At 55.7% G+C, this 22,626-nt stretch carries 25 protein-coding genes and 1 tRNA gene; 14 read left to right on the top strand and 12 right to left on the bottom strand.

The features are described 5' to 3' along the window. The first annotated feature begins 14 nt into the window (after window positions 1-14). The 6 genes from soxA to H1S06_RS02225 all read left to right on the top strand — a co-directional run bounded on the left by soxA (window position 15) and on the right by H1S06_RS02225 (window position 5,029). Complete coding sequence (gene soxA / locus H1S06_RS02250; RefSeq protein ID WP_181736793.1) at window positions 15-881, top strand: sulfur oxidation c-type cytochrome SoxA; 867 nt, start codon at window positions 15-17, stop codon at window positions 879-881. Between the two features lie 11 nt (window positions 882-892). Next, window positions 893-1,318 carry a hypothetical protein gene (locus tag H1S06_RS02245; protein WP_181736791.1) on the top strand — a complete coding sequence of 142 codons (426 nt, stop codon included), beginning with the start codon at window positions 893-895 and terminating at the stop codon, window positions 1,316-1,318. A 68-nt stretch (window positions 1,319-1,386) separates the two neighbouring features. After that, the gene (soxB, locus tag H1S06_RS02240) at window positions 1,387-3,168 is read left to right on the top strand and encodes a thiosulfohydrolase SoxB (protein ID WP_181736789.1); all 1,782 of its coding nucleotides are present in this window, start codon (window positions 1,387-1,389) and stop codon (window positions 3,166-3,168) included. Window positions 3,169-3,226: 58 nt separating this feature from the next. Then, entirely contained in the window at window positions 3,227-3,955 is a 729-nt protein-coding gene (locus H1S06_RS02235; protein WP_181736787.1) for a hypothetical protein, read from the top strand. Further along, window positions 3,952-4,503 carry an elongation factor P hydroxylase gene (locus H1S06_RS02230; RefSeq protein ID WP_181736785.1) on the top strand — a complete coding sequence of 184 codons (552 nt, stop codon included), beginning with the start codon at window positions 3,952-3,954 and terminating at the stop codon, window positions 4,501-4,503. The genes H1S06_RS02235 and H1S06_RS02230 overlap by 4 nt, the downstream gene beginning before the upstream one ends. Further along, on the top strand, window positions 4,496-5,029 hold the full coding sequence (locus tag H1S06_RS02225) for a hypothetical protein (protein ID WP_181736783.1): 534 nt from the start codon (window positions 4,496-4,498) through the stop codon (window positions 5,027-5,029). The genes H1S06_RS02230 and H1S06_RS02225 overlap by 8 nt, the downstream gene beginning before the upstream one ends. Window positions 5,030-5,048: 19 nt before the next feature. Here the strand turns inward: H1S06_RS02225 and H1S06_RS02220 are convergent, their stop codons facing one another. The 3 genes from H1S06_RS02220 to H1S06_RS02210 are packed head-to-tail and all read right to left on the bottom strand — an operon-like array spanning window position 5,049 to window position 6,623. Next, the gene (locus H1S06_RS02220; RefSeq protein WP_181736781.1) at window positions 5,049-5,516 is read right to left on the bottom strand and encodes a copper chaperone PCu(A)C; all 468 of its coding nucleotides are present in this window, start codon (window positions 5,514-5,516) and stop codon (window positions 5,049-5,051) included. 4 nt (window positions 5,517-5,520) lie between these two features. Next, a complete protein-coding gene (locus H1S06_RS02215; protein WP_181736779.1) occupies window positions 5,521-6,138 on the bottom strand; it encodes an SCO family protein in 618 nt (205 codons plus the stop codon). Then, entirely contained in the window at window positions 6,138-6,623 is a 486-nt protein-coding gene (locus tag H1S06_RS02210) for a hypothetical protein (protein WP_181736777.1), read from the bottom strand. The genes H1S06_RS02215 and H1S06_RS02210 overlap by 1 nt, the downstream gene beginning before the upstream one ends. A 148-nt stretch (window positions 6,624-6,771) precedes the next feature. Here H1S06_RS02210 and H1S06_RS02205 point away from each other — a divergent pair, with 148 nt between their 5' ends. Next, a complete protein-coding gene (locus H1S06_RS02205) occupies window positions 6,772-7,629 on the top strand; it encodes a diguanylate cyclase domain-containing protein (RefSeq protein ID WP_181736775.1) in 858 nt (285 codons plus the stop codon). Between the two features lie 171 nt (window positions 7,630-7,800). Here H1S06_RS02205 and hmpA read toward each other — a convergent pair whose 3' ends face one another. Continuing rightward, complete coding sequence (gene hmpA / locus H1S06_RS02200; protein ID WP_181736774.1) at window positions 7,801-8,988, bottom strand: NO-inducible flavohemoprotein; 1,188 nt, start codon at window positions 8,986-8,988, stop codon at window positions 7,801-7,803. A 162-nt stretch (window positions 8,989-9,150) separates the two neighbouring features. On the opposite strand from hmpA, the gene norR reads away from it, so the two are divergent. Further along, complete coding sequence (norR, locus tag H1S06_RS02195; protein ID WP_181736772.1) at window positions 9,151-10,746, top strand: nitric oxide reductase transcriptional regulator NorR; 1,596 nt, start codon at window positions 9,151-9,153, stop codon at window positions 10,744-10,746. A 136-nt stretch (window positions 10,747-10,882) separates the two neighbouring features. Here the strand turns inward: norR and trpB are convergent, their stop codons facing one another. Together trpB and H1S06_RS02185 are read right to left on the bottom strand one after the other, a co-directional pair. Further along, window positions 10,883-12,085, bottom strand: a complete 1,203-nt coding sequence (gene trpB, locus H1S06_RS02190; RefSeq protein ID WP_181736770.1) for a tryptophan synthase subunit beta — start codon at window positions 12,083-12,085, stop codon at window positions 10,883-10,885. A 137-nt stretch (window positions 12,086-12,222) separates the two neighbouring features. Beyond that, complete coding sequence (locus H1S06_RS02185) at window positions 12,223-12,462, bottom strand: hypothetical protein (RefSeq protein WP_328515301.1); 240 nt, start codon at window positions 12,460-12,462, stop codon at window positions 12,223-12,225. A 120-nt stretch (window positions 12,463-12,582) separates the two neighbouring features. Between H1S06_RS02185 and pdxB the strand changes: the two genes are divergently transcribed. Together pdxB and H1S06_RS02175 are read left to right on the top strand one after the other, a co-directional pair. Continuing rightward, a complete protein-coding gene (gene pdxB, locus H1S06_RS02180) occupies window positions 12,583-13,737 on the top strand; it encodes a 4-phosphoerythronate dehydrogenase PdxB (protein WP_328515300.1) in 1,155 nt (384 codons plus the stop codon). Next, window positions 13,734-14,441, top strand: coding sequence for a flagellar brake protein (locus H1S06_RS02175; protein ID WP_255482873.1), 708 nt, complete (start codon window positions 13,734-13,736; stop codon window positions 14,439-14,441). Before pdxB ends, H1S06_RS02175 begins: the two co-directional genes overlap by 4 nt. A 73-nt stretch (window positions 14,442-14,514) precedes the next feature. Here H1S06_RS02175 and htpX read toward each other — a convergent pair whose 3' ends face one another. Then, window positions 14,515-15,402 carry a protease HtpX gene (htpX, locus tag H1S06_RS02170; RefSeq protein WP_181736766.1) on the bottom strand — a complete coding sequence of 296 codons (888 nt, stop codon included), beginning with the start codon at window positions 15,400-15,402 and terminating at the stop codon, window positions 14,515-14,517. 124 nt (window positions 15,403-15,526) lie between these two features. Between htpX and H1S06_RS02165 the strand changes: the two genes are divergently transcribed. Further along, on the top strand, window positions 15,527-16,441 hold the full coding sequence (locus tag H1S06_RS02165; protein ID WP_181736763.1) for a class I SAM-dependent methyltransferase: 915 nt from the start codon (window positions 15,527-15,529) through the stop codon (window positions 16,439-16,441). Window positions 16,442-16,519: 78 nt separating this feature from the next. Here the strand turns inward: H1S06_RS02165 and H1S06_RS02160 are convergent, their stop codons facing one another. Beyond that, the gene (locus H1S06_RS02160) at window positions 16,520-16,888 is read right to left on the bottom strand and encodes a hypothetical protein (protein WP_181736760.1); all 369 of its coding nucleotides are present in this window, start codon (window positions 16,886-16,888) and stop codon (window positions 16,520-16,522) included. A gap of 104 nt (window positions 16,889-16,992) precedes the next feature. After that, window positions 16,993-18,207: a pyridoxal phosphate-dependent aminotransferase gene (locus H1S06_RS02155; protein WP_181736758.1), complete on the bottom strand. Its 1,215-nt coding sequence runs from the start codon at window positions 18,205-18,207 to the stop codon at window positions 16,993-16,995. Between the two features lie 199 nt (window positions 18,208-18,406). Between H1S06_RS02155 and H1S06_RS02150 the strand changes: the two genes are divergently transcribed. Further along, the gene (locus tag H1S06_RS02150) at window positions 18,407-19,075 is read left to right on the top strand and encodes a DNA-3-methyladenine glycosylase I (protein ID WP_181736756.1); all 669 of its coding nucleotides are present in this window, start codon (window positions 18,407-18,409) and stop codon (window positions 19,073-19,075) included. Window positions 19,076-19,325: 250 nt separating this feature from the next. On the opposite strand, the gene H1S06_RS02145 is transcribed toward H1S06_RS02150, so the two are convergent. Together H1S06_RS02145 and H1S06_RS02140 are read right to left on the bottom strand one after the other, a co-directional pair. Further along, the gene (locus H1S06_RS02145; RefSeq protein WP_181736754.1) at window positions 19,326-20,705 is read right to left on the bottom strand and encodes a class II fumarate hydratase; all 1,380 of its coding nucleotides are present in this window, start codon (window positions 20,703-20,705) and stop codon (window positions 19,326-19,328) included. Between the two features lie 24 nt (window positions 20,706-20,729). Beyond that, on the bottom strand, window positions 20,730-21,068 hold the full coding sequence (locus tag H1S06_RS02140) for a hypothetical protein (RefSeq protein ID WP_181736752.1): 339 nt from the start codon (window positions 21,066-21,068) through the stop codon (window positions 20,730-20,732). 156 nt (window positions 21,069-21,224) lie between these two features. Between H1S06_RS02140 and H1S06_RS02135 the strand changes: the two genes are divergently transcribed. Further along, entirely contained in the window at window positions 21,225-21,734 is a 510-nt protein-coding gene (locus H1S06_RS02135; RefSeq protein ID WP_181736750.1) for a flavodoxin, read from the top strand. 19 nt (window positions 21,735-21,753) lie between these two features. On the opposite strand, the gene syd is transcribed toward H1S06_RS02135, so the two are convergent. Then, window positions 21,754-22,314 (bottom strand): SecY-interacting protein, encoded by a 561-nt coding sequence (syd, locus tag H1S06_RS02130; RefSeq protein ID WP_181736748.1) that lies wholly within the window; start codon window positions 22,312-22,314, stop codon window positions 21,754-21,756. A gap of 217 nt (window positions 22,315-22,531) precedes the next feature. Here syd and H1S06_RS02125 point away from each other — a divergent pair. Further along, window positions 22,532-22,608, top strand: a tRNA-Asp gene (locus tag H1S06_RS02125). Window positions 22,609-22,626 lie beyond the last annotated feature (18 nt).

Below are 22,626 nucleotides of genomic sequence, written 5' to 3'. Positions count from 1 at the left end.
ACCGGGGTAAGCGTATGCAAAAAACAAAACATTCTCTGTTAAGCGTGGGTTTTGCAGTGCTATCGCATGCGGCGGTGGCGGCTGAAAGCGGTTTCACCCTGGAGACGGTTGACCCTGATGCCGACCGTCTGGCGCTGCAGGCGTTTTATCAGCAACGCTTTCCCGGTGTGCCGCTGGAAGAGTATGTCAACGGTATCTATGCCATTGATCCCGATTCGCGCAAGCAGTGGGATGCCTTGATGGAATTTCCGCCTTACGAGTTTGACCTCGAGGAAGGCGAAGAACTGTTCAATACACCTTTTGCCAATGGCCAGGGGTATGCGGATTGCTTCGAGAATGGCGGCATTGGTATCCGCCAGAAATACCCGTACTGGAACCGGGAAGAGGGCAGCGTAAAAACGCTGGAGCAGGAAATCAATGAATGCCGGGTCAAAAACGGTGAAGAGCCCTTGCCCTGGAAAAAGGGTGATCTGGCCAAGGTTTCCGCCTACATGGCATTCACTTCACGCGGTAAGGTCTTCGAAATCGAGATTCCCGCTGATGATTCGCGAGCATTACAGGCGTATCTGGATGGCAAGGAATTCTTTTACTCGAAGCGGGGGCAGTTGAACCTGTCCTGCGCCAACTGTCATTTGAAGGGATCGCGTATTCACGTGCGTGCGGACCTGCCAGGGCCAGCGCTGGGGCATCCGACGCACTTCCCGGTTGTACGTTCCAAATGGGGCGAGATTGGCACGTTGCACCGGCGCTATGAAGGGTGCTACAGAGATACCCGGTCGGTCCCCTTGCCGCCGCAGGCTGATGAGTTCCGCAAGCTGGAATATTTTCAGACGTACATGAGCAACGGACTGGTCGTCAACGGACCGGGTGCGCGTAAATAACGGAGGCTGCAATGAAGATGATCGCTCTGACTTTGGCCGCGAGCCTGATGGTGCCTGTGGCATTTGCGCAGGAAGATACCTTTGAGCAGGTGTTCAACCAGCAGCGGGCTTTGTATGGCAAGGGCCATGCCTTTACCTATGCCGGTCAGCCGTATACTACGGACCACCCGGAAGAGATCGAGGCCATGGCTGAGCCGACGCGGGCGAACGCAGAGGCTCTGATTACCAGTGCCGAAGCGATGCGTCAGGAATCCGAGTCACTGGGGTATGAATGGCGTGATCCGGCGCGTTTTCTCAAGCAGGCGCGTACGGCGCTGAGCGAAAATGAGTATCAGCGGGCGATGGATTTGGCTGCGCGGGCCAAATATCAGGCACGCATGTCGATAGCACAGTATGAGAGCGTCAACGCCAGTTGGCAGCAGGCCGTGCCGGAATAGGCTCGGTTTTATTTGAGTTCCCTCCATCTGCGGTCGGGAGTGGCTGCAGATCATACAAGGTAAATATCATGTCCATGTCACGCCGTGAGTTTGCTCGACTATTGGGAATGGCCGGGGTGGCGGGAATGCTGCCTCTGCAGGGCCGGGCAGCCGATACCTCCTCCTCCGATCCGTACGATGTGCCAAATTTCGGCAATGTGCGCCTGTTGCACATGACCGATTGCCATGCGCAGCTGCTGCCGGTGTATTTCCGTGAGCCGAATGTCAATCTGGGACTGGCCGGCGCATCGGGTCGTGCGCCTCATCTGGTGGGTGACAGGCTGCTGCAGCATTTCGGTATTGCTCCCGGAAGTCTGGAGGCGCACGCCTTTACGTGTTTGAACTATACCGATGCGGCTCAACAATACGGCAAGGTCGGTGGATTCGCGCACCTGAAAACGTTGGCCGACCGCTTGCGTGACAGCTTTGGACGTGAAAAAACATTGTTGCTCGATGGCGGGGATACCTGGCAGGGGTCGGGAACGGCTTACAAAACACGTGGCATGGATATGGTTAAGGCGTGTAATGCGCTGGGGGTCGATATCATGACCGGCCACTGGGAGTTTACCTATAACCAGGCTGAAATCCTGCACAACATTGAAGCCTTTCAGGGCGAGTTTTTGGCGCAGAACGTATTTATCACTGAAGATGCGCTGTTCTCGACTGACACTGACTATTTGCACGACGATTTCTCTGGCCGTGTATTCAAGCCGTATACGATTCGTGATCTGGGTGGGGCGCGGGTCGCAATTATCGGGCAGGCTTTTCCACGCACCAAGATTGCCAATCCGGCACGTTTTATCCCGGACTGGAGTTTTGATATTCATGACAGCCGGTTGCAGGAGATTGTCGATCAGGTGCGTGCCGAAGAGCGGGTGGATGCCGTTATCGTGCTGTCACACAACGGCATGGATGTGGATTTGGCAATGGCGGGCCGGGTGACAGGGGTTGATCTGATTTTGGGCGGTCATACCCATGACGGCATGCCGGCCCCGACCGTAGTTAAAAACGGCGGCGGCCAGACGCTGGTATTCAACGCCGGCTCCAATGGAAAGTTTTTGGGCACGCTGGATCTGGATATTCGTGATGGCAAAATTCGGGACTATCGTTATCGTCTGCTGCCGGTGTTCTCGGAACTGATCCCGGCCGATGCGGCCATGCAAGCCATGATTGATGACATTCGCAGCCCTCACTTAAGCTGGCTGAATGAAGAGTTGGCGCTGGCGGGAGATCTCATGTTCCGCCGTGGCAACTTCAACGGCACCTTTGATCAGGTAATCTGTGATGCCTTGCGGGAAGTCGGTGATGCGCAGATATCCCTGTCGCCCGGTTTTCGTTGGGGCACTACGGTTTTGGAGGGGCAGATGATCACGATGGAGCGTGTGCTGGATCAGACCTGCCTGACCTATCCGGAAACCTATATCCGCGAAATGAAGGGGTCGGAGCTGAAACTGATTATGGAAGATGTGGCCGACAACCTGTTCAATCCCGAGCCCTACCTGCAGTCTGGCGGCGACATGGTGCGGGTGGGTGGCTTTGATTACGTTTGTGAGCCAGGCCGGGGCATGGGCGAGCGGATCAGTGAGATGACGCTGGATAGTGGCGAGCGGATCGAGGCCGACAAGACCTACAAGGTCACGGGCTGGGCTACGGTTGGAACCCGCTCGCCGGGGCCGGCGATTTGGGATGTGGTGGCCGAGTATCTGCGTGACCAGAAGGAAGTGCATGTTGACAGGCTCAATACGCCAATTCTCAAGGGTGTGACGAATAATGCGGGCCTGACAGACTATCAGGGCGAGATTGTCGGTTAGGCGACGGGCACCGGTTTCGATAGAATAGGGCCTTTTCCGACCGATAAAAGGCCCGTGCATGTACGTTATACGACCCTGTGTTGCCATGCTCGCGTTGCTGCTGGCAGGCTGTAATGCGGCTGCACCCACTCAACCTGCCGAGGCTGCAGCATCACCTCCTTCCCCCCATTCTGAAAATGCTTCAACGACCGAACCGCGCGATGCGGGTGGGGCGGGCGCTGCTTCCCATGAGCGGTCGTCTGCCGGTAGTGCCATTCAAAGTGGCTTCGACCAGATCAGTGGTCGACTGACCCTGCTGCAGGAGCAAGTGCTTCAGCTGCGTTCGGATAACCAGACTCTGCTGGAGCAGAACCAGATGCTGCTCAATCGACTGCAGTTGCTGACAGCGCCGAGTGCCCCTGAAAGTGAAGATGAAGGGGAGAGGGTCGTCAGTGCTGGTGCCGCCTCCGAGCAGCTTGATGCGGCCATTGGGCAGCTGATGCAGATGTTGAACCAAATGGATATGGCGGCAGGCGCTGGCGGGCAGTTCGCAGTGACAACAACCTATACCCGTCAGGGGGATTGGGTGCTGTTACGCTATGATCGGCATACAGGTGAAACCTGGCAGGCCAAGGCCGGACGCTGGCTTCCCCTGGCGGATGTGGACTATCTTAATACATCATCCTATCGCGTGTTGGTACACCGCGCAGATCAGGATAGCAAAGGCTACGTGGCGGTCCGTATCGATGAACAGGGCGGCATGAGCTGGTGGTTGAATGGCGATCGCTGGCAGGAATACGCGCAATGAGTACGCCGGATTATCAGGATCTGATTGAACTGTTTAACCGCTTGTTTCTCCCGCTCTACAACACGGAGCTGGTTGCCGGTGATGATGAGCCGATTTATCTGCCAGCAGATGCCGAACATGTCCATCACCGTATCATCTTTGCGCATGGCTTTTATGCCAGTGCACTGCATGAAATTTCACACTGGTGTGTGGCCGGACCGGAGCGGAGACGCCTGGAGGACTTTGGTTACTGGTACAAGCCGGATGGGCGCACGGCGGCGGAGCAGGCCGAGTTCGAGCGGGTTGAAGAGCGTCCCCAGGCCTATGAATGGATTCTCAATCAGGCTGCCGGGCGACGTTTTCACTTCAGTGCTGACAACCTTTCGGCCGGGCTGGGGGCGAGTGAAGCGTTCAAGCGGAATGTGCTCACGCGCGTACATCGGCTGTTGGCGGAGGGGTTGCCGCCCAGAGTCCAAATGCTGGTGGATGCCTTGCGGGAATACTATGGCACCGAGATTCTGCATCCTGAGCAGTTCTCTTTGGAAGTCGAGTGGGGGTCTTATGCGTAACCTTGAAGTGTTGGCCAGTCAGTGGTGTGTTTGTCTGCCGGACGAATCCTTTGAGCTTGCCGTTGATGAGCAGCTGTTGACGCTGGAATGCTGCCGCTATGAAGGCTGGCGCTATCAGCGTCTGGCGCTACAGCGTGGTGATGAGACATTCTATTATCTCTACGCGATGTCGGAGGAAGGTGTGTGGGTGCTGGGGGTGTTCGACACACCCGGACAGGCCGATTTTTTTCTTGCCTTGCATAACGAGGATCCGCTGATGGTCCCGGCCCTGTTGCAGCCGGTACTGGCAGGGGATGCCGTGCGCGTTGAACAAGGGAAACTGTGCTATCCGCGATATGAAGGACTCTATCGTGTCGGTTTCAAGTCCTATCAGGTGGCCGTTGACCAGGTAGATGCGGGCTTGCGGACGTTGCTGTATGTGGAACGCTACAACAGTCAGGGGCTGGGCGTTCTGCCGGAAAAAGAAGCGTGTCTGAAAATATACAGCCACTTCGACGGTCGTCTTCGTGGCTGCAAAATGTGTTGAAGCTGAAGGAGCGGGCGTTTTAGTGCTTGCCCTGGGGTGCCGGCTGGCCGTGCTGCATGCCTGCCGGCATTACCATTTGTACAGGAACGCTTAGCTGTTCGGAAGAGCCATCGTCAAATTTCAATGTCAAATCGATGTGGCTGCCGGCCTGCAGGGGAGCCTCAAGGCCGATCAGCATGATATGCAGGCCGCCGGGAGCCAGCTCTACCTGGCTTCGGGACGGCAGTTCAATGAAGTCAATCTTGCGCATGCGCATTACGCCCTGGTCATGGGTATGCGTATGTAGTTCCACGACTTGAGCGGCGGGGCTGCTGGCGCCGACCAGTCGAGTGACGTCGCCCTTGTTGCCCAGCTGCATGAAGGCGGCACTGTTGGGCTGGCCGGGCGCGGTTGCTCGGACATAAGGTGCATTGACATCTACTTCGGCGGCCAGGATTACGCTGCTGAACAGCAGGCCGGTGGCGATAAGCGAGAGCGTTTTTTTCATATGACTATCCGTGATTGATGAGAAGTGCCTGCAAGCTGTCGGTCAGCTCTTGAGGTGAGCTGTTATGCAAGAGAGTTTTGACCAGTTGACCTTCCTGGTTAACCAGATACAGGCGTGATGAGTGGTCGACAGCATACCCCATGGCAGAGTCTTCCAGGGTGACTTTGCGATAGAAAGCGCCGTACTGGCGGACTACCTGATCGATCTGCTGGCGGCTGCCGGTTACGCCCAGAATGCGGGGCGAAAAGAACGCGGTATAATCGGCCAGTTTTTGCGGCGTGTCCCGGTCAGGGTCAACGCTGATGAAAATCCCCTGTACCTGTTCGCGCTGTTCAGCCGGTAGTTGCTTGAGTGATTGGGTGAGCACGGCCAAGGCCGTTGGGCAGACGTCGGGACAGGACGCGTAACCGATGTAAATAACGCTCACCTGGCCGCGGAAATCGGACAGAGAGACCGGGCCGTGCAACGAGGTCAGTGTGAAGTCACCGCCCAGTTGCGTGTCTCCCATGGCGATTCTTGTGTCGATCGGTTGGGGGCGTAGCATAAAGGCCAGGGCCAGCCCTGCCAGTAGAAACGCGGTTAGTAGAAGCAGGATTTTGAGGGTTTTCAATTGAGTGTTCATTATCGTGCCTCAAACTCGAATACATGCTGCTGTGTTGTGTCGGGTGTCGCAATGGTCAAGGTCAGCTGCCATTGCATGCTGCCGGTCGTGCATACGGCCAGCTCGGTTTGTCCGTGCCATAGGCTCTCGGCAGAGGGCGTTAGTTCGAACTGGTTGACTCCCATGTACATGTCCTTGCCCTGCAGGTCGGCCAGAATGCTTGTGGCCTCTATGCCATCCGCTCTCAAGGTCAGGCGTAGTGGACTCAAAGAGCGCATCGGCAAGGGGCCGGCTTCCAGCTGTAATCTGCCGTTGTTAAGCTCTATCTGACAGATGCCTCGCTGCAGGTCGCAATCATGATGAATGACGCCGGTTTGAGGTGCCCACTGCTGTTGGTACCAGCGGGCACCGGTCAGCATGGCGACCAGCAGCAGGCCGAGGGTTGCAAACTTGATCAGGTGTCCGGCTGTTCCGGGCGCCTGGCTGGACTGGCTGGGCGTTGTCATGGTCGTCTCAGTCTATGGGGAGTTGTTTCAGGGTGGAAGTGACAGATTGTCGCACCAGAGGCGGGAAGGAGTCGAGTTTGCTGGCGTGTGGTGGCCGGATTCGATATCGTGAGGGTTCGGCAAAAGGCAATGGAAGAGATCAGGACCGATGAGTGAGAACAGCACAATGCAGGCGGAATGGAAAAATGCGGTATCCAACCAACATCTGATGCAATTGATGGATGGGCTTGACGAGCTGGTCATGGTATTGAGCCTGGATGGTACCTGCACCTGGTGCAATCGAGCTTTTGCCGAACTGTTGGGCAAAACACGCGAAGCCTTGTCGGGTAAGGCCTATCCCTTGCCGGAGTTGCGAGAGTTGATGGTGGCCGAGCCGCAACAGACCGTTGAGGTTTGGGTGGCAAGCGATAAAGGCGCACGTCTGTTGCGCTTGAGCGCCGTTTCCGGGCAGGATGCAGAAGGGTGCATTGAGTCATTACTGATCATTGGTCGTGACATGACACCCATGCATCGGTTGCAGAATCCCTTGCACTTCATGAGTCATGGCGAAGAACTGTTGCCTGTCACGGCACCGCAAACTCTGGCACGCATCGAGCATGCATTGCAGCGCTCCGTGCGTGCCGAGGAATATGTCGTGTTTCTTGCGTTGCAAATCAGTGGCACGGGGCCGGTTGCAGCCACAGACAGTTATGGCGCATCTCTGGAGCGTGTTGCCAATGCATTGCAGCACAAGATCAGACAGGGTGATACGCTGGCTCGGCTGGATTCAGGGGCCTATTTGCTGGTGCTGGAGCAAGTTGATTGCCCGGAAGCGATTGCGGCAGTGGTGGATAAGCTCTCGGTTGTACTGAATGAAAACCAGATGGCAGATCAGCCCGCATTGATGGTTAATATCGGTGTGGCTATCAGCCCGGATGATGGATATGAGCCGTTGGAGCTGATGGATCGTGCTCAACAGGCGCTGCAGCGTGCCATTATGGAAGATGAAACCATCTGCTATTCATGAATTGAGTGGTGCGGTTGCTTCAGATAAGGGCTGACTTTCTCTTGCGCTATTAAGGGCGGCGACAGCTTGCTCTCTGCTTGAGGCTGCCCGACCGTGCGTTGATCGTGTCGCCAACCGGCCCACTCCGACAAGCCCCTCTGCGGGGGCTTGTCTTGGCATAGTGCCGGGATGTTATGCGGCCGGACTCTCCAGTGCCTCCAGAGGGCCGAAGAATTCAAAACGGATGTGCTCTACCGGCACATTCAACGCCTTGAGATCGCGATAGCAGTTCTGCATAAACGCTTTTGGCCCCAGAAAGTAGACATCGGGTTGTTGGCTCAGTGGCAGAAAGGACTCCAGGCGTGCGCGGTCGATAAAGCCGGCCGGGATCGCTTCGTCCCCGGGCATTGGCTCGCTGTAGCAATAGCGAATATGCAGGTTTTCGTATTCTGAGCCGAGCCGGTCAACCGTATCCTTGAAGGCGTGTGTCGCGCTGTTCAAGGCACCATGTACAAAGTGCACTTCGCGTCCGGATTCCAGTGCCGGGCGCAGCATGCTGATGGTCGGAGTCAGGCCAACGCCTCCCGAGAGCAGGACCAGAGGGCGCGCACTGTCTTGCAACACAAAGTCCCCGCAGGGCGCCGTCAGCTTGACCCGGTCTCCAATATTCAGTGTGTCATGGAGGTGATTGGAAACCAGGCCGTTCGGTTCGCGTTTGACACTGATTCGGTAGTGTGGCTGATCAGGGCTGTCAGACAGCGAATAGTTGCGGCGTGTGATTGTGCCATCAACTTCAAGGATGATTGTGATGAACTGTCCCGGCTTGAACTTCGCCAGCGGTCTACCGTCAGTTGGCACAAAGTAAAAAGAGGTGATGAGGTCACTTTCGCGCTCTTTGGCGATCAAGTGAAATTCACGTTCGCCGCGCCAGCCACCGAGTTTCTGTTCATTCTCACGGTAGAGGCCTTCTTCTGCGGTGATGAGTATGTCAGCCAGCTGCTGGTACGCCTCACCCCAGGCATTCAGGACCTCATCGGTTGCCGTCTCCCCAAACACTTCCTTGATTGCCGCCAGCAGGCACTCGCCGACGATAGGGTAGTGCTCAGGCTGGATGTTCAGTGACGCATGTTTCTGCACGATCAATGATACGGCATCACCCAGCAACTCCAGCCTGTCCAGGTTGCTGGCGTAGGCAACCACGGCGTTTGCCAGGGCTTGTCTTTGTGTACCTTGAGCCTGGTGGGCCTGATTGAAGTAGGCCTTGACCTGGGGGTAACGTTTGAACATGAGTGGGTAGAAAACTTCGGTAATTGCACGTGCATTGTCTTTTACGGCAGGCAGGGTTGCGTCGATAAGCGCACGGGATTGGCTTGAGAGCATGGTGTTCTCCTAGTTTGGCGGCTAAAAGCCGAGAGTATTTATTGAAAGGGCATGCGCAAATCGTGCCAACCCCTATAAGATTGATATCGTTTACATGTTTTCTCTTGTTGTGTCTTAATGACAATGGATAATGTTTGTATAAACCACATTGGTATTGTTTAAATGACTTCCTTTGGCATTGCCGACTCGATGATATCGGTCGTATCTGATCTGTCTCGTCCAATTCCGGCTGGTGAGCGCTATCAGCGCCTGCTGGAATCGATACAACGGCATTTTCCCTGTGATGCCGTTGCTCTTCTTCGTTTACGTGATTCAACGTTGCACCCTTTGGCGGCTTGTGGCTTGTCAGATGATACGTTGGGCAGAGCCTTCAGGGTTGATGACCACCCACGGCTGGCGCGTATCCTGCTCAGTCGTGAGCCAGTGCGTTTTGCGGCTGACTCAGACCTGCCGGATCCTTATGACGGCCTGATTGCTTCGCTTGATACGGCGCTTCATGTACATGATTGCATGGGCATTGCTCTCTATATCGATGACCAGCCCTGGGGCGTTCTGACGCTTGATGCTCTGGTCCCGAAAGCCTTTGATCAGATCGATCCGGTTGAGCTGAGGGCGTTTATACGTTTGGCCGAGGCATCAATAAAAGTTGCCGTACTGATTCAGTCGCTGGAGCTTCGGGTCAATAAGGAGCATGAGGTTGCCAGGGTACTGTTGCAGGATGTGGGGCGTAGCGAGCTAATGGGAGACAGTCCCTGCATCAGGTCATTGATCGATGAGCTGGATCTGGTGGCGGGGTCAGACCTGTCGGTGTTGATCGGAGGGGAAACCGGTGTCGGCAAGGAATTGGTGGCGCGTCACCTGCACATGAGGTCGGCACGGGTTGAAGCCCCTCTGGTCTATGTCAATTGTGCGGCCTTGCCGGAAAGCCTGATGGAGAGTGAACTCTTCGGCCATACCAAAGGAGCTTTCTCCGGCGCGACGAGTGCGCGCAGAGGGAAGTTTGAGCTGGCGGATGGCGGTACGCTTTTTCTGGATGAAATCGGTGAGTTGCCTCTGGCGATGCAGCCGAAATTGCTTCGGGCCCTGCAAACCGGTGAGATGCAGCGGTTAGGCAGTGATCATACGCATCGAGCGGATGTGCGTGTCATCGCTGCCACAAATCGTAACCTCAAGCATGAAATACTGGCGGGGCGCTTTCGTGCTGATCTCTATCATCGACTCAGCGTTTATCCCGTGACGGTTCCGCCCCTGCGTGAACGTGGGCGAGACGTGTTGCTCCTGGCCGGGCATTTTCTTGAGCTTAATCGCCGCAAATTGGGGCTTGGCTCATTGAGGCTTTCCAGAAATGCCTGTGCCGCACTCATGGCATACAACTGGCCGGGCAATGTGCGAGAGCTTGAGCATTTGATGAGTCGGGCGGTACTGCGTCTGTCGGCGTCCAGAAAGTCGTCAGTACGCGTTCTCACGCTGGATGCGGAGCTGCTGGCGCTGCCGAGCAAGCGCGGGGTGCCGGGAACATCGGAAATGGATAGTGAGGTGGTGTTGAGCGTACCGCAATACGTCGATAACGCGAGTCTGAGGGAGGCGACCGATCGTTTTCAGGTTGAGCTGATATCACGTGTGTTGCACCGTAATGCCTGTAATCGGACGGCTGCCGCCCGAGAGCTGGGCGTTGATCCGGGGAACTTCAACCGCTTGCTGAAAAGACTGAATGTCAATGTCGAAGCGATTAAGCAGGGGATTGCGACTCTTCGGTAGCAAGCTCGGAGTGATGTGCGTGCGATGTACGTGTGAAAAGTGTGAAAATTTTAGCAATATGGCAGAAAGGATTAGAAATGATGAATTTTGTAACTCGTTGTTTTTATATATCTAATCCTTTCTATAGCGTTCTAAATTACAGCCCCAGCTTCTGCGCCACGTAATCGGCGTCTTTGTCGCCGCGTCCGGACAGGTTAACCAGAATGCACTGCTCGGCACTCAGTGTCGGTGCCTTACGCATTGCCCAGGCAACGGCGTGGGAGCTTTCCAGCGCAGGGATGATGCCTTCCACGCGTGACAGTGTCATGAAGGCATTCAGGCATTCGTCATCAGAAGCGGTTTCGTATTGTACGCGCCCCAGGTCCTTAAGGTAACTGTGCTGCGGGCCGACGCCCGGGTAGTCCAGGCCGGATGCAATAGAGTGTACGGGCATCGGGGTGCCGTCTTCTTGTTCCAATACGTAACATTTCATGCCGTGAATTTCGCTCGGTTTACCCAGCGTCATGGTGGCTGAATGCTTGTCCGTTTCGAGGCCATGGCCAGCGGGCTCGACACCAACCAGATTGACGTCGTCATCGTTCAGGAAGGCGGTGAACATGCCAATGGCGTTAGAGCCGCCGCCCACGCAAGCGGTGACATAATCCGGCAGCTTGCCTTCGCCTTGCTGAAATTGCTGGCGCGATTCGGTGCCGATGATGCTCTGGAAGTCCCGTACCATTTTCGGGAAGGGGTGAGGACCTACGACAGACCCAATGGCATAGATAAAGTTGTTCGGGTCTTTCAGATATTCTTCAAACGCGCTGTCGACCGCATCTTTCAGGGTCGCGGTGCCGCGTGTGACCGGTACCAGCGTACAACCCAGAATCTTCATCTTGACGACGTTAGGGTGCTCTTTCTCAATATCCACCTGGCCCATGTGTATCTCGCAGGGGATACCGACCAGAGCGCAGGCCGTCGCCAGCGCAACGCCGTGCTGGCCAGCACCGGTTTCTGCAATAACCTTGGTTTTACCCATGTATTTGGCCAACAACGCTTCGCCCAGGCAATGGTTGATCTTGTGAGCGCCGGTGTGATTCAGATCTTCACGTTTAAGAAAGATACGTGCGCCACCGAGCTGTTCGCTCAAGCGTCGGGCAAAGAAAATCGGGCTGGGACGACCGACATAGTTGGCAAACAGATCAGCCAGTTCCTGCTGAAATTCAGGTTTCTGACGGATCTCTTCGTAGGCCGTGTTGATTTCGTCCATGACGGTTTTCAGTTCGGGGGGAATAATCTGGCCGCCATACTCACCAAAATAGCCGTTGACGTCGGGCATTGGGGAAAAATCGAATTTGCTCATGCTCACTCCACATATACGGGCCGCTGCCAGCGCTCGGCACCAGGCGAACCGGTGGCACCATACAACAGCAACCATTGCTCGGGGGTAGTGACTATAAAGGGCCGCAGGGGAGGAGCCAAGCGGAAGGGACAAAAAACTCAGCTGAAGTCAAAACCGAGCTGTTCTTCTCGTCCCTGCTTGCGTCGGAAACCGCGCTGACGCTGCTCGCGGCCAATCTCGCGTAACATTTCCAAGGCGTTGCTGTAGGAGCCCACCAGCGTGTGAGTGTAAGCGCTGGAGCCCTGATGGCTGCCCCAGCATTGGGTGAGCACCCAGTCGCCTACCAGGTCACGGTAAATCCGTACGACCAAGTAGTCGTTATGTTTTTGCCAGCGCACAACCAAGGAAGCGTTACCGTTCAATGACCCGGAGGGAGTATGTCTCTATAATGTGGCGCGTGATTGAGCCTGAATCCCCGCCATTTGTAAAGCCCTGAGCATGAATAAAGGATGACTCACGTGACAGCATACCCCCGTTTGACCATTGTGGCTGATGAGAATATTCCCGCTTTGGAGCCGCTTTTTCAACGCTTCGGAACATTGCGCACCTGTGCCGGGCGTACAATGGGTGCGGAAGACCTGGAGGATGCCGATGTACTGCTGGTACGCTCGGTCACCCGGGTGGATGCGAAACTGTTGTCTGATTCTGCTGTGCGTTTTGTCGGGACTGCCACGATCGGGATGGATCATATTGATCAGGCCTGGCTGCGACAGCAGGGCGTAGGCTTTAGCAGCGCACCGGGCTGCAACGCGGATTCAGTGGTGGAGTATGTGCTCGGGAGTTTGTTGCAGCTGGCCTTTGAGCAGCGCTTCAGCCTCTACGACAAAGTGGTGGGTATTGTTGGCGTGGGAAATGTCGGGGGGCGTTTGCAGCAACGTTTGCAGGCGTTAGGTATTCAGGTATTGCTGTGTGATCCGCCGCGGCAGCAGGCCGAAGGGGGGGGCTTCGTGTCACTGGACCGAGTGTTGGCTGATGCTGACATCGTTGCATTGCACACCCCATTGATCCAGGACGGTCCGTGGCCAACGTATCATCTGCTTGGCCGGCATAACCTGAACCAATTGAAGCCCAACGCAATAGTGCTCAATGCAGGGCGAGGCCCGGTAATTGATAACCGGGCGTTACTGGATATCGCGCGGATGCGTGCAGATTTGACCTTGGTGCTGGATGTGTGGGAACACGAGCCGGAGGTCGATCCTCAGCTGGCGGCGCGCTGTGCCATAGCAACGCCGCATATTGCAGGGTATTCCCTGGACGGCAAGATTCGTGGCACCTGGATGTTGTACTGTGCTTTGTGTGATCACTTGGGATTGCCTGTTGAAACGGTGTTGGAAGAGGTCTTGCCACCGGCACAGGTCAGGGCGCTGGAAATGTCGGATGAACACGACCTGTTGACCCCCGCCCGTCTTGTTTATGACCCGTACCGGGATGATCGGGCTTTTCGGCAGATGCTGAAACTGCCGGAAAACGCACGCCGCTTGGCATTCGACCGTTTGCGGCGTGAATATCCGGAGCGCAGGGAGTATGGCACTTTGCGGGTCGAAATGGCTGGAGCCGCAGCAGGGACTCGGTTGCGGGCCATGGGGTTTAGCATGACGGAAAATGAACCATGATGCACAGACCAGTGCCGCAAAAAGATGAGGTGGGCAGGACGTTGGCGGAGGCTGCGCCTGCTATCGGGGAGCGAATACAGTTGCAGCCCCGTACGCCCGGTCAGCGCCTGACGGCGCAACTGCTGGGGTACAAGGAGTCTCAAAGCGTGTTGGTGAGCCTGCTGCGGCAACCGGGTACAAGCGGGCATGAGGGGATGCGTTTCATGGCGCGCCTGATGATAGGCAATAGTCTTTGTTCCTTCGAGACCCGTGTGCTGCAGGTGCAGATACGCCCCTTCGCGTACTGGCACTTGGAATATCCGGAGCATGTCGAGATACAGCGTGTGCGCGCACATACGCGAGTGCCGGTGGTACTGAGTGTACGTGTTGAGCGGGATGAGCTGGGCGGGTTGCTGGCGGCCGAGTCACAGACGGCCATTTGCCGGGATATCAGTCTGCAGGGCGCGCAACTGGAAAGTGCTCGGCCCGTGGCGGGGTCCGGAGAGCGCTTGTTCGTAACGGCGCGAGTCAGTGTTGCGGGCATGGATCATCTGCTGTTACTGCCGGCCGTCGTGCGTAATCTTCATCAGAGTGAAACCGGCCTGCTGAGCACATTTACGCACGGTGTCGAATTTGTGGATCTTGAGGAAGAAACCCGGCTGGTGCTGGCGGGCTTTGTGTATGAGCAGCAGCTCAATAGCCTGGGAGCGTTTGAGGAGACGTAAGGAAAGCGGCTTGAAGCACGGCACGGAAACCGAAAAAAGGCACCAGAGGTGCCTTTTTCCTGGAATGCCTGAATCAGCGGAGTCGCTTCAAGGCTTCAATACGGTCATCCAGGGGCGGGTGGCTGGCAAACAGCGCCATGAAACCCTGCTTCATATGGCTGCTGATACCGAACGCAGTCATTTGCGCCGGCATCTGGTCCGGGATGCCGGATTCCGCTTTCAGGCGTGACAGGGCGCCCGCCATGGCATGAGGGCTGGACAGGTTGGCACCGGCTTCGTCAGCGCGGTATTCGCGAAGACGGGAGAACCAGGCCACAATCATGGATGCAATCACACCGAAGATGATCTCGAACACAAAGGTCGTGATGTAAAAGCCGATGCCCACGCTGCCGGAGTCATCGTCGCGGCGCAGGAATGAGTCCACGGCGTAGCCGACGATACGGGCAAAGAACATGACAAAGGTGTTGACGACACCCTGAATCAGGGCCAGGGTGACCATGTCACCGTTGGCTACATGGCCGATTTCGTGGGCCAGAACCGCACGGATTTCTTCAGGGCGGAAGCGCTGCAGCAGCCCCGCACTGACGGCAACCAGCGCATCATTTTTATTCCAGCCGGTCGCAAAGGCATTGGCCTGCTGGGCCGGGAAAATACCCACCTGCGGCATTTTGATACCGGCTTTCTGGGATAAGTCGGCTACGGTATCCATCAGCCAGCGTTCTTCCTCGCTGCGGGGCTGCTCGATCAGCTGGGTGCCGGTTGACATCTTGGCCATGGTTTTGGACAGCAGCAGTGACACGATGGAGCCGGCAAAGCCGAAAACGGCACAGAATATCAGCAGCGACGTCAGATTAAGGCCCGAGCCGCTGAGGTAGTGATCAACGCCCAGCAGACTTAGCGTTGCGCTGGCAACCAGTATGACAGCCAGGTTAGTGGCCAGAAAAAGGATGATTCGCATCATGGAGGACATCGTTCCTTAAGTTGGATTTGCTAGTTAGATATGGGCACTTGAGTAAAGTTTCAACGTACTTGGCCGCATTTTATCCCTATAGGTATACTGCGCCCTTTTTGTGAAGGACATGTAAATGCAGGCGATCATCGACTGGATGGCACAGCAGCTGAGTGCCGCGAATGGAGAATGCCGACGGCTGTTTCATGGGCGCGGAGGAATGGTGCCGGGATACGAGTGGCTGGTCATTGACTGGTTGCCACCGGTGGCGATTGTGCGTGCCTATAAGCCCGCCACACCCGGTGATGTTGATGCACTGGTCGACTGGCTGGGACAGCAGCCTGAAGTTGAGGGCATCGTCTGGCAACCCCGTGGTCAGGGTGGCGATGCCGAAGTGGCCGTGCTGCGGGGTGATGTTGCTCAGGCACATGAGGTGGTCGAGTCGGGACTGCGTTATCGGGTCAATGCACTGGCCGTGCAGAACTCGGGCCTGTTTCTGGATATGCGTCCAGGGCGGCAGTGGGTACGTGAGCATGCCGAGGGTCTGAATGTATTGAACCTGTTTGCCTATACCTGTGCTTTTTCGGTGGCGGCGATAGCCGGAGGGGCACGCCGGGTCGTTAATGTGGATATGAGCTCTCGCTCGTTGTCACAGGGCCGTCAGAATCATCGGTTGAATGATCAGGATGAGGCAGATGTGCGCTATCTGGCGGTTAACGTGCTCAAGTCATGGAGCCGAGTGCGCAAGCCCGGGCCGTATGATTTGGTGATTATAGACCCGCCGAGCTTTCAGCCGGGCAGCTTTGTGGCGGTTAATGATTATCTCAAGGTGCTGCGTCGTCTGCCTGAACTGACCAGTCCCGGGAGTCGAGTAGTCTTGTGCCATAACGATCCAAAGGAAACGCGTGATTTTCTGGAAGGGTTGATGGGCGAGAATCTGCCGGGCTTTGTACGCCTTGAAGGCTTTGGTGCAGGTGAAGATTTTCCCGAGCCGGGTGAGCAGCAAGGGTTGAAGGTGACGGTGTATCAGCGAGAAGAGCGTCTTGCTTGAGGCGGATGGGCCGAGTGCGGGCGGTTTTGCTCAAGAGCCCGGCCTGGCCCTGTCTGTGCTGCTTTGAATCGGGCTCGATCAGATATTACCGACCTGCTGTGCGATCAGGTTGCGCAGTTCTTCGTAGGTGTCCACATTTTCCGGTGAAAAGTAGAGTTTGTAATACTGGCGTTCAACCAGGCGTCCCTTGTTGCCGTTGATGGTTTCCTTGTAGGTGGCGTAAAGATAGCTCATCTGCAGGTGAATTACGCGTGTCTGTAGCGGCAACTCAAACTCATGCCCTTCCAGATCGAAGCGGGTTTTGCGCTCTTTGATGGTATAGAAGGAAATTTCGGCAACCTGGTCAAGGTTCAACAGAAAGTTGGAGGTGACAGGCACCAGGCGGCGCTTTTCAAGGCCGTTGTGTTCCATCTGGATGCCGCAATTTTTCTTGATCTTAATAAACATGATAAGTCTCGGTCAGGGGAAGGACAGGCGGAAGTATATGTCAGTGCTGTGACGTTTTGCTGACAACTGCCATGTGTCGGGCAGCTGTCAGCTGGCTGCAGCGGTTACTGCTCGTAGGTGCGCAGGAAGGTGGCGATACGTTCGATAGACTCTGCCAGCAGTTCTTTGGATGGCAGGAAAACCAGACGGAAATGCTGAGTATCCGGATGGTTGAAGCCACTGCCCTGCACAATCAGAACCTTTTGCTGCTGCAGCAGGTCGAGGGCGAATTTTTCATCATTGCGAATCGGGTAGCGTTCCGGGTCCAGTTTCGGGAACAGGTACATGGCCCCCTTGGGCTTCACGCAGGATACGCCGGGAATAGCGTTCAGCATCTCCCAGGCCAGGGTACGCTGATCATACAGGCGGCCACCGGGGATGATCAGTTCGTTGATGCTCTGATAACCGCCCAAAGCGGTCTGGATGGCGTGCTGTGACGGTACGTTTGAACACAGGCGCATGTTGGACAGCATTTCGTAGCCTTCGATCAAATCGCGGGCCTTGTGTTTGGGCCCGCTGATGATCATCCAGCCAGAGCGGAAACCGGCTGCACGGTAGGCCTTGGACAGGCCGTTGAAGGTGATGCAGAGTACGTCGTCGGCCAGTGAGGCTAGCGATGTATGTTCGGCGCCGTCATACAGAATCTTGTCGTAGATTTCGTCAGCAAATACGATCAGCTTGTGTTCGCGTGCCACTTCCAGAATTTCCAGCAGCAGTGACTCGGGGTAGAGTGCGCCGGTGGGGTTGTTCGGGTTGATGATCACGATGCCGCGCGTGTTGGGCGTGATTTTGCTGCGGATATCGTCGATGTCCGGGAACCAGTCCTGCTGCTCATCGCAGACGTAGTGAACCGGGTTGCCGCCCGCCAGACTGACGGCGGCGGTCCATAGTGGGTAGTCGGGAGCCGGGATCAGCATTTCGTCGTTGTCGTTAAGCAAGCCTTGCATGGCCATGACGATCAGTTCGGATACACCGTTGCCGATATAAATGTCTTCGATGCCGACATTGCGAATATTATTGCGCTGGCACTCTTGCATAACGGCCTTGCGTGCCGAAAACAGTCCCTTGGAATCGCAATAGCCCTGTGCGCTGGGCAGATTCAGGATGACATCCTGTACAATTTCTTCCGGGGCATCGAAACCCCAGGGAGCAGGGTTGCCAATATTCAGTTTCAGGATGCGGTGGCCTTCTTCTTCGAGGCGCTTGGCTTCCTGCAACACGGGGCCACGGATATCGTAGCAGACGTTGATCAGCTTGTTTGATTTGCGAATAACAGACATCTTCTCGTTCCTGAGCTCCAGGCGCGACGGACGGGCGTACTTGACTGGCCGGGCGTGGCATCGACTGGACAGCAAAATTTAGGTGCCTAATGATACGCGTACGGCAGTAGCCGTGACAATGGCAGCGCTACTGTCGACCGGCAACTGAGAAATGTGCGTATGTGTCGGTACGCATCATATTGAGAGAGGTAAACGTCCCATGAAGAACTGGTCAGGTCTTTGCGAGCAGGCATTGAGCTTGCACCCTGGCATGAGTCTTGATGCTATGCAGGGTAAGCCGGCAGCGGCGCGGGAAACGTTGCAGGGCTATTCTGACAGTGAAATATTCTCGGTGTTGACGCGCAGGGTATTCAGAGCGGGGCTCAAGCATTCGCTGGTTGATGCCAAGTGGCCTGAATTTGAAAAGGCGTTTTATTATTTCAATCCGGCTGCCGTTCAGGAAATGAGTGACGAAATGCTGGAAAGTCTGATGCACAATGACCGGATCATTCGCCATTTCGGCAAAATCAAGGCGACCCGTGACAACGCCATGCTGATGATAGCGCTTGCACAAGAATATGGCAGCGTTGCGAAGATGATAGCGGAGTGGCCTGAGGACGATATTATCGGGTTGTGGACGCTACTGAAAAAGCGAGGCAGGCAGTTGGGCGGCAACTCGGGTGCCTATTTTCTGCGCATGCTGGGTAAGGACACCTTTATTCTGACCGATGATGTGGTGGTTGCGCTGAAAGCGCAGGCTATCATCGACAAAGCGCCGACTGCGCAGCGAGATCTCAAGCAGGTGCAGTCGGCTTTCAATACGTGGCGACAGCAATCCGGTCAGTCGCTATGCCAGATCAGCCGCCTGCTGGCGCACAGTATCGGCTGAGCGGCCTTGGCCGGTGCTATTCAGAACGTGTCGTGACGGGCGGTTGCGTCATCACCATGAAATAAGGCGCTGAATGTCGTTTGTGGACAGCGCTGTCGCGCCAATCCGTGCCGTTCTGGAGTGTCTGTGGGGGGAGGTTCACCCGAAGTGTGCTTCGGGTGAGGGCGCTGAGTCGGTGATGCCAATCAACCAGACGGAGCCGATGGTTCAGGTCGGGCAGCAGTGAGTGTGCAGCCTGTCGAGCAAGATGTTAAAAACCGCCTCGAGTCAATTTCGCCGGGTCCAGCAGCGCCTTGAGTTCTTCTCGTGGCAGGTCTGTATGTTCGCTGGCAACATCGATGATCGGGCGCTGTTCACGGTAGGCTGCTTTGGCAATTTCGGCGGCTTTGGTATAACCGATGACGGGGTTGAGCGCTGTTACCAGGATGGGGTTAATAGCCAAAGGTTTTTCCAGCTGTTCGGCGTTGATGGTGAAGGTTGCAATGGCTCTGTCGGCCAGCAGGGTGCTGACATTGGCAAGCAATTTGATGCTGTCGAGCAGGCTGTCGGCGATGACCGGAAGCATTACGTTGAGTTCAAAATTGCCGGACTGGCCGCCCAGGGTGATGGTGGTGTCATTGCCGATAACTTTCGCGCTCACCATGGCAGCGGCTTCAGGGATGACCGGGTTGACTTTGCCCGGCATGATAGAAGAGCCGGGCTGAAGAGCTTCCAGCGTGATTTCGCCCAGGCCGGCCAAGGGGCCGGAGTTCATCCAGCGCAGGTCGTTCGCAATTTTCATGATGCTGACGGCGGTAGTACGTAGTTGCCCGGAAAGCGCAACGGCATTGTCTTGGGCACCAATGCGCGAGAAAAAATTACTGGCGCGCGTGAAACCCTGTCCGGTCAGACTGTTCAACTGCAGACTAAAGGCGTCGGCAAAGTCCGGGTGGGTGTTGATACCTGTGCCTACCGCCGTACCGCCCAGCGGCAGTTGGCCGAGTTGAGTTTTGGCGTGACGCAGGCGCTCCAGATCCTGTTCAAGCTGGTCACGCCAGCCATCCAGTACTTGTTTCAGGGTGACGGGCATGGCATCCATCAAGTGCGTACGTCCGGTTTTACAGTGATGGCCAACCTCAAGGGCCTTGGTTTCCAGGGCCTCGATCAAATGATTAAGTGCCGGAAACAGCGCTTCTTCCAGCTGGAGCACCGCGCTGACGTGAATGGCGGTCGGAATTACGTCATTGCTGCTTTGGCCAAAATTGACATGGTCGTTGGGGTTAACATGATCACCCAAAGCGCGGCTGGCCAGAGTCGCAATCACCTCGTTGGCATTCATGTTGGAGCTGGTGCCCGAGCCTGTTTGGTACACGTCTACGGGGAAATGCAGCTGTAACGTATTGCTGTCGAGCAGACTGTCGCAGGCGTCACTAATGGCATTGGCAACAGATTGAGTCAGGCAGCCCAGGTTGGCATTGGCCTGTGCGGCCGCTTTTTTGATCAACAGCAGTGAGCGAATGAACGCTTCCGGCATGGCTTGCCCACTGATCGGGAAGTTGTTGATTGCTCTCTGGGTCTGAGCGCCGTAAAGCGCATTTTCGGGTACTTCCAATTCACCCAGACTATCCTGTTCAATACGGGTGTTCGGCATGCTTGTCTCCTTATGGAAGGGTGGTCAGTTCATGTGAGGACCGATATGGGCCAGGTGGTATTTCATCAATAACAGTTCGTGTTGCTGCTGCGGTGTTTTACACAGTGGACGTAGCCTGTGAAGGGGAAAGCAGGCGTGGTCGAGGCACAGTTGACGCCATTGGCGTGCAACACGATGGTCAGCCACCGCAGCAGTCAGAACGTTGAAAACGTGAATGTATAGGTAGCGCCGTGCTGTGAGAGGCAGGCTGCTGGCGCTTTCCTGACTGACTTCCAGGTAGGTCTGCAAGTGAGCGGGAGAGTCGGGTGCGGTTCCATTGCGCACGCGGCTTTCAAGACTGTACAGCGAATGATGGATAGACATTCATACTCACTAATCTTAATGATATTGATTCTCACAATCATTAAATATTATGCTCTGTAAAGCAAGTGTCTCGTTATGAAGGTTGTTCGGATGACTTTGCAGTGGTGGGTGCATGACACCTGATGAGCGTAATTATGACTTTGTGAGGATGGGCGGATGTTGGCGATTTTTTTTGGTTCTACAACAGGGAATACGCAAGATATAGCCGTGAAAATTCAGCAGCAGTTGGGTGAGGGCGAAGTGTTTGATGTCCAGAGCACGGGGCTGGATGTGATGCTGGGGTATGATCGTCTGATTTTTGCGATCCCGACTTGGGACTATGGCGAAGTTCAGGATGACTGGTTGGACGTTTGGGATGCCTTGGATCATTTGGATCTGTCAGGCAAGCGTGTCGCCCTGGTCGGTTTGGGCGATCAGTATGGATATGCAGAGTGGTTTTTGGATGCAATGGGCATGTTGCATGATAAGGCCGTGAACGCGGGGGCAATCCCGATGGGGTACTGGCCGGTTGATGGGTATGAGTTTGATGCATCCAAGGCGCTAACGGCAGATCGGCGGCATTTTGTGGGCCTGGCGCTGGATGAGGATTGCCAGCGCGACTTGACGGATGAGCGAATCGCTACCTGGTGCGCACTATTGGAGCAGGAAATGCAACAGGTAGCGTGATGAGCTGGAGTGATGTCGGTTAAGACGAAAACCGTACGGGCTCCAGAGTCTTCAGGAAGGCTGCCATATCCTGGGCCAGTTGCTGTTCCGGCTTGCGTCCGGGCCGTTCCAGCCAGATGCTGCCATCCTGATTGTCGAGGCTGATCATGTAGTCGGTATCCGGTTCCAGTGTTGCGAAAAACAGTGTTAACGGCCGTTTCTGTTTCTGTTTGCTCATGGCATGGCCGATCAGGTTGGCGCGCAGGCGCTCCATATCCTGTTCGTTCCAGGCAAACAAAAGACTGATCAGGCGTCCATCCTGCATTCGGCAGGGCAAGGGGTCAGACCAGTAACGGGTATAATAGGCGGCAATAGCCGGGTGGATGGTGACATCCAGGGCATTTCCCAGGCGCTGAAACATGTCAGAGCGCCTTTGACTGAAGACCGGCTGCCAGGGAACCTCCTCGCCGAGCTTGGCCTCATGGTGATAGCAAAGGCTGGGCCAGTCGGGGTCGTAGGGTGTGGAAGGGTAAGAGCGCTGCTCAAAAAGGTCTGTGAAGCGCTGGATCAACTGATCCAGCGCTTGTGGAGTATCCATCATGATGTCTGTCTGCAAATCGGTTGGCATGAATAGAACTGTGGCTTAAGCCGCGTACAGGTGCAAGTTGTTGTCCTGCCTTGGTTAATCTTTGTACGCTGCTGAAATAAAAAGAAATTTTTTTGTAATAAGTGATTGACAACTTCTGCAAAGAGCTTAAAATGCGCACCTCATTCACGGAGCAGATGCCAACGGCAATGCTGAGATGTGATTGATACGTGGAGTGGTAGTTCAGTTGGTTAGAATACCTGCCTGTCACGCAGGGGGTCGCGGGTTCGAGTCCCGTCCATTCCGCCACCTCTTCATCGAAGTGCT

The organism is Marinobacterium marinum (genome assembly GCF_013868415.1).
Lineage (GTDB): Bacteria > Pseudomonadota > Gammaproteobacteria > Pseudomonadales > Balneatricaceae > Marinobacterium > Marinobacterium marinum.
This window is presented reverse-complemented; position numbering and strand designations above follow the sequence as displayed.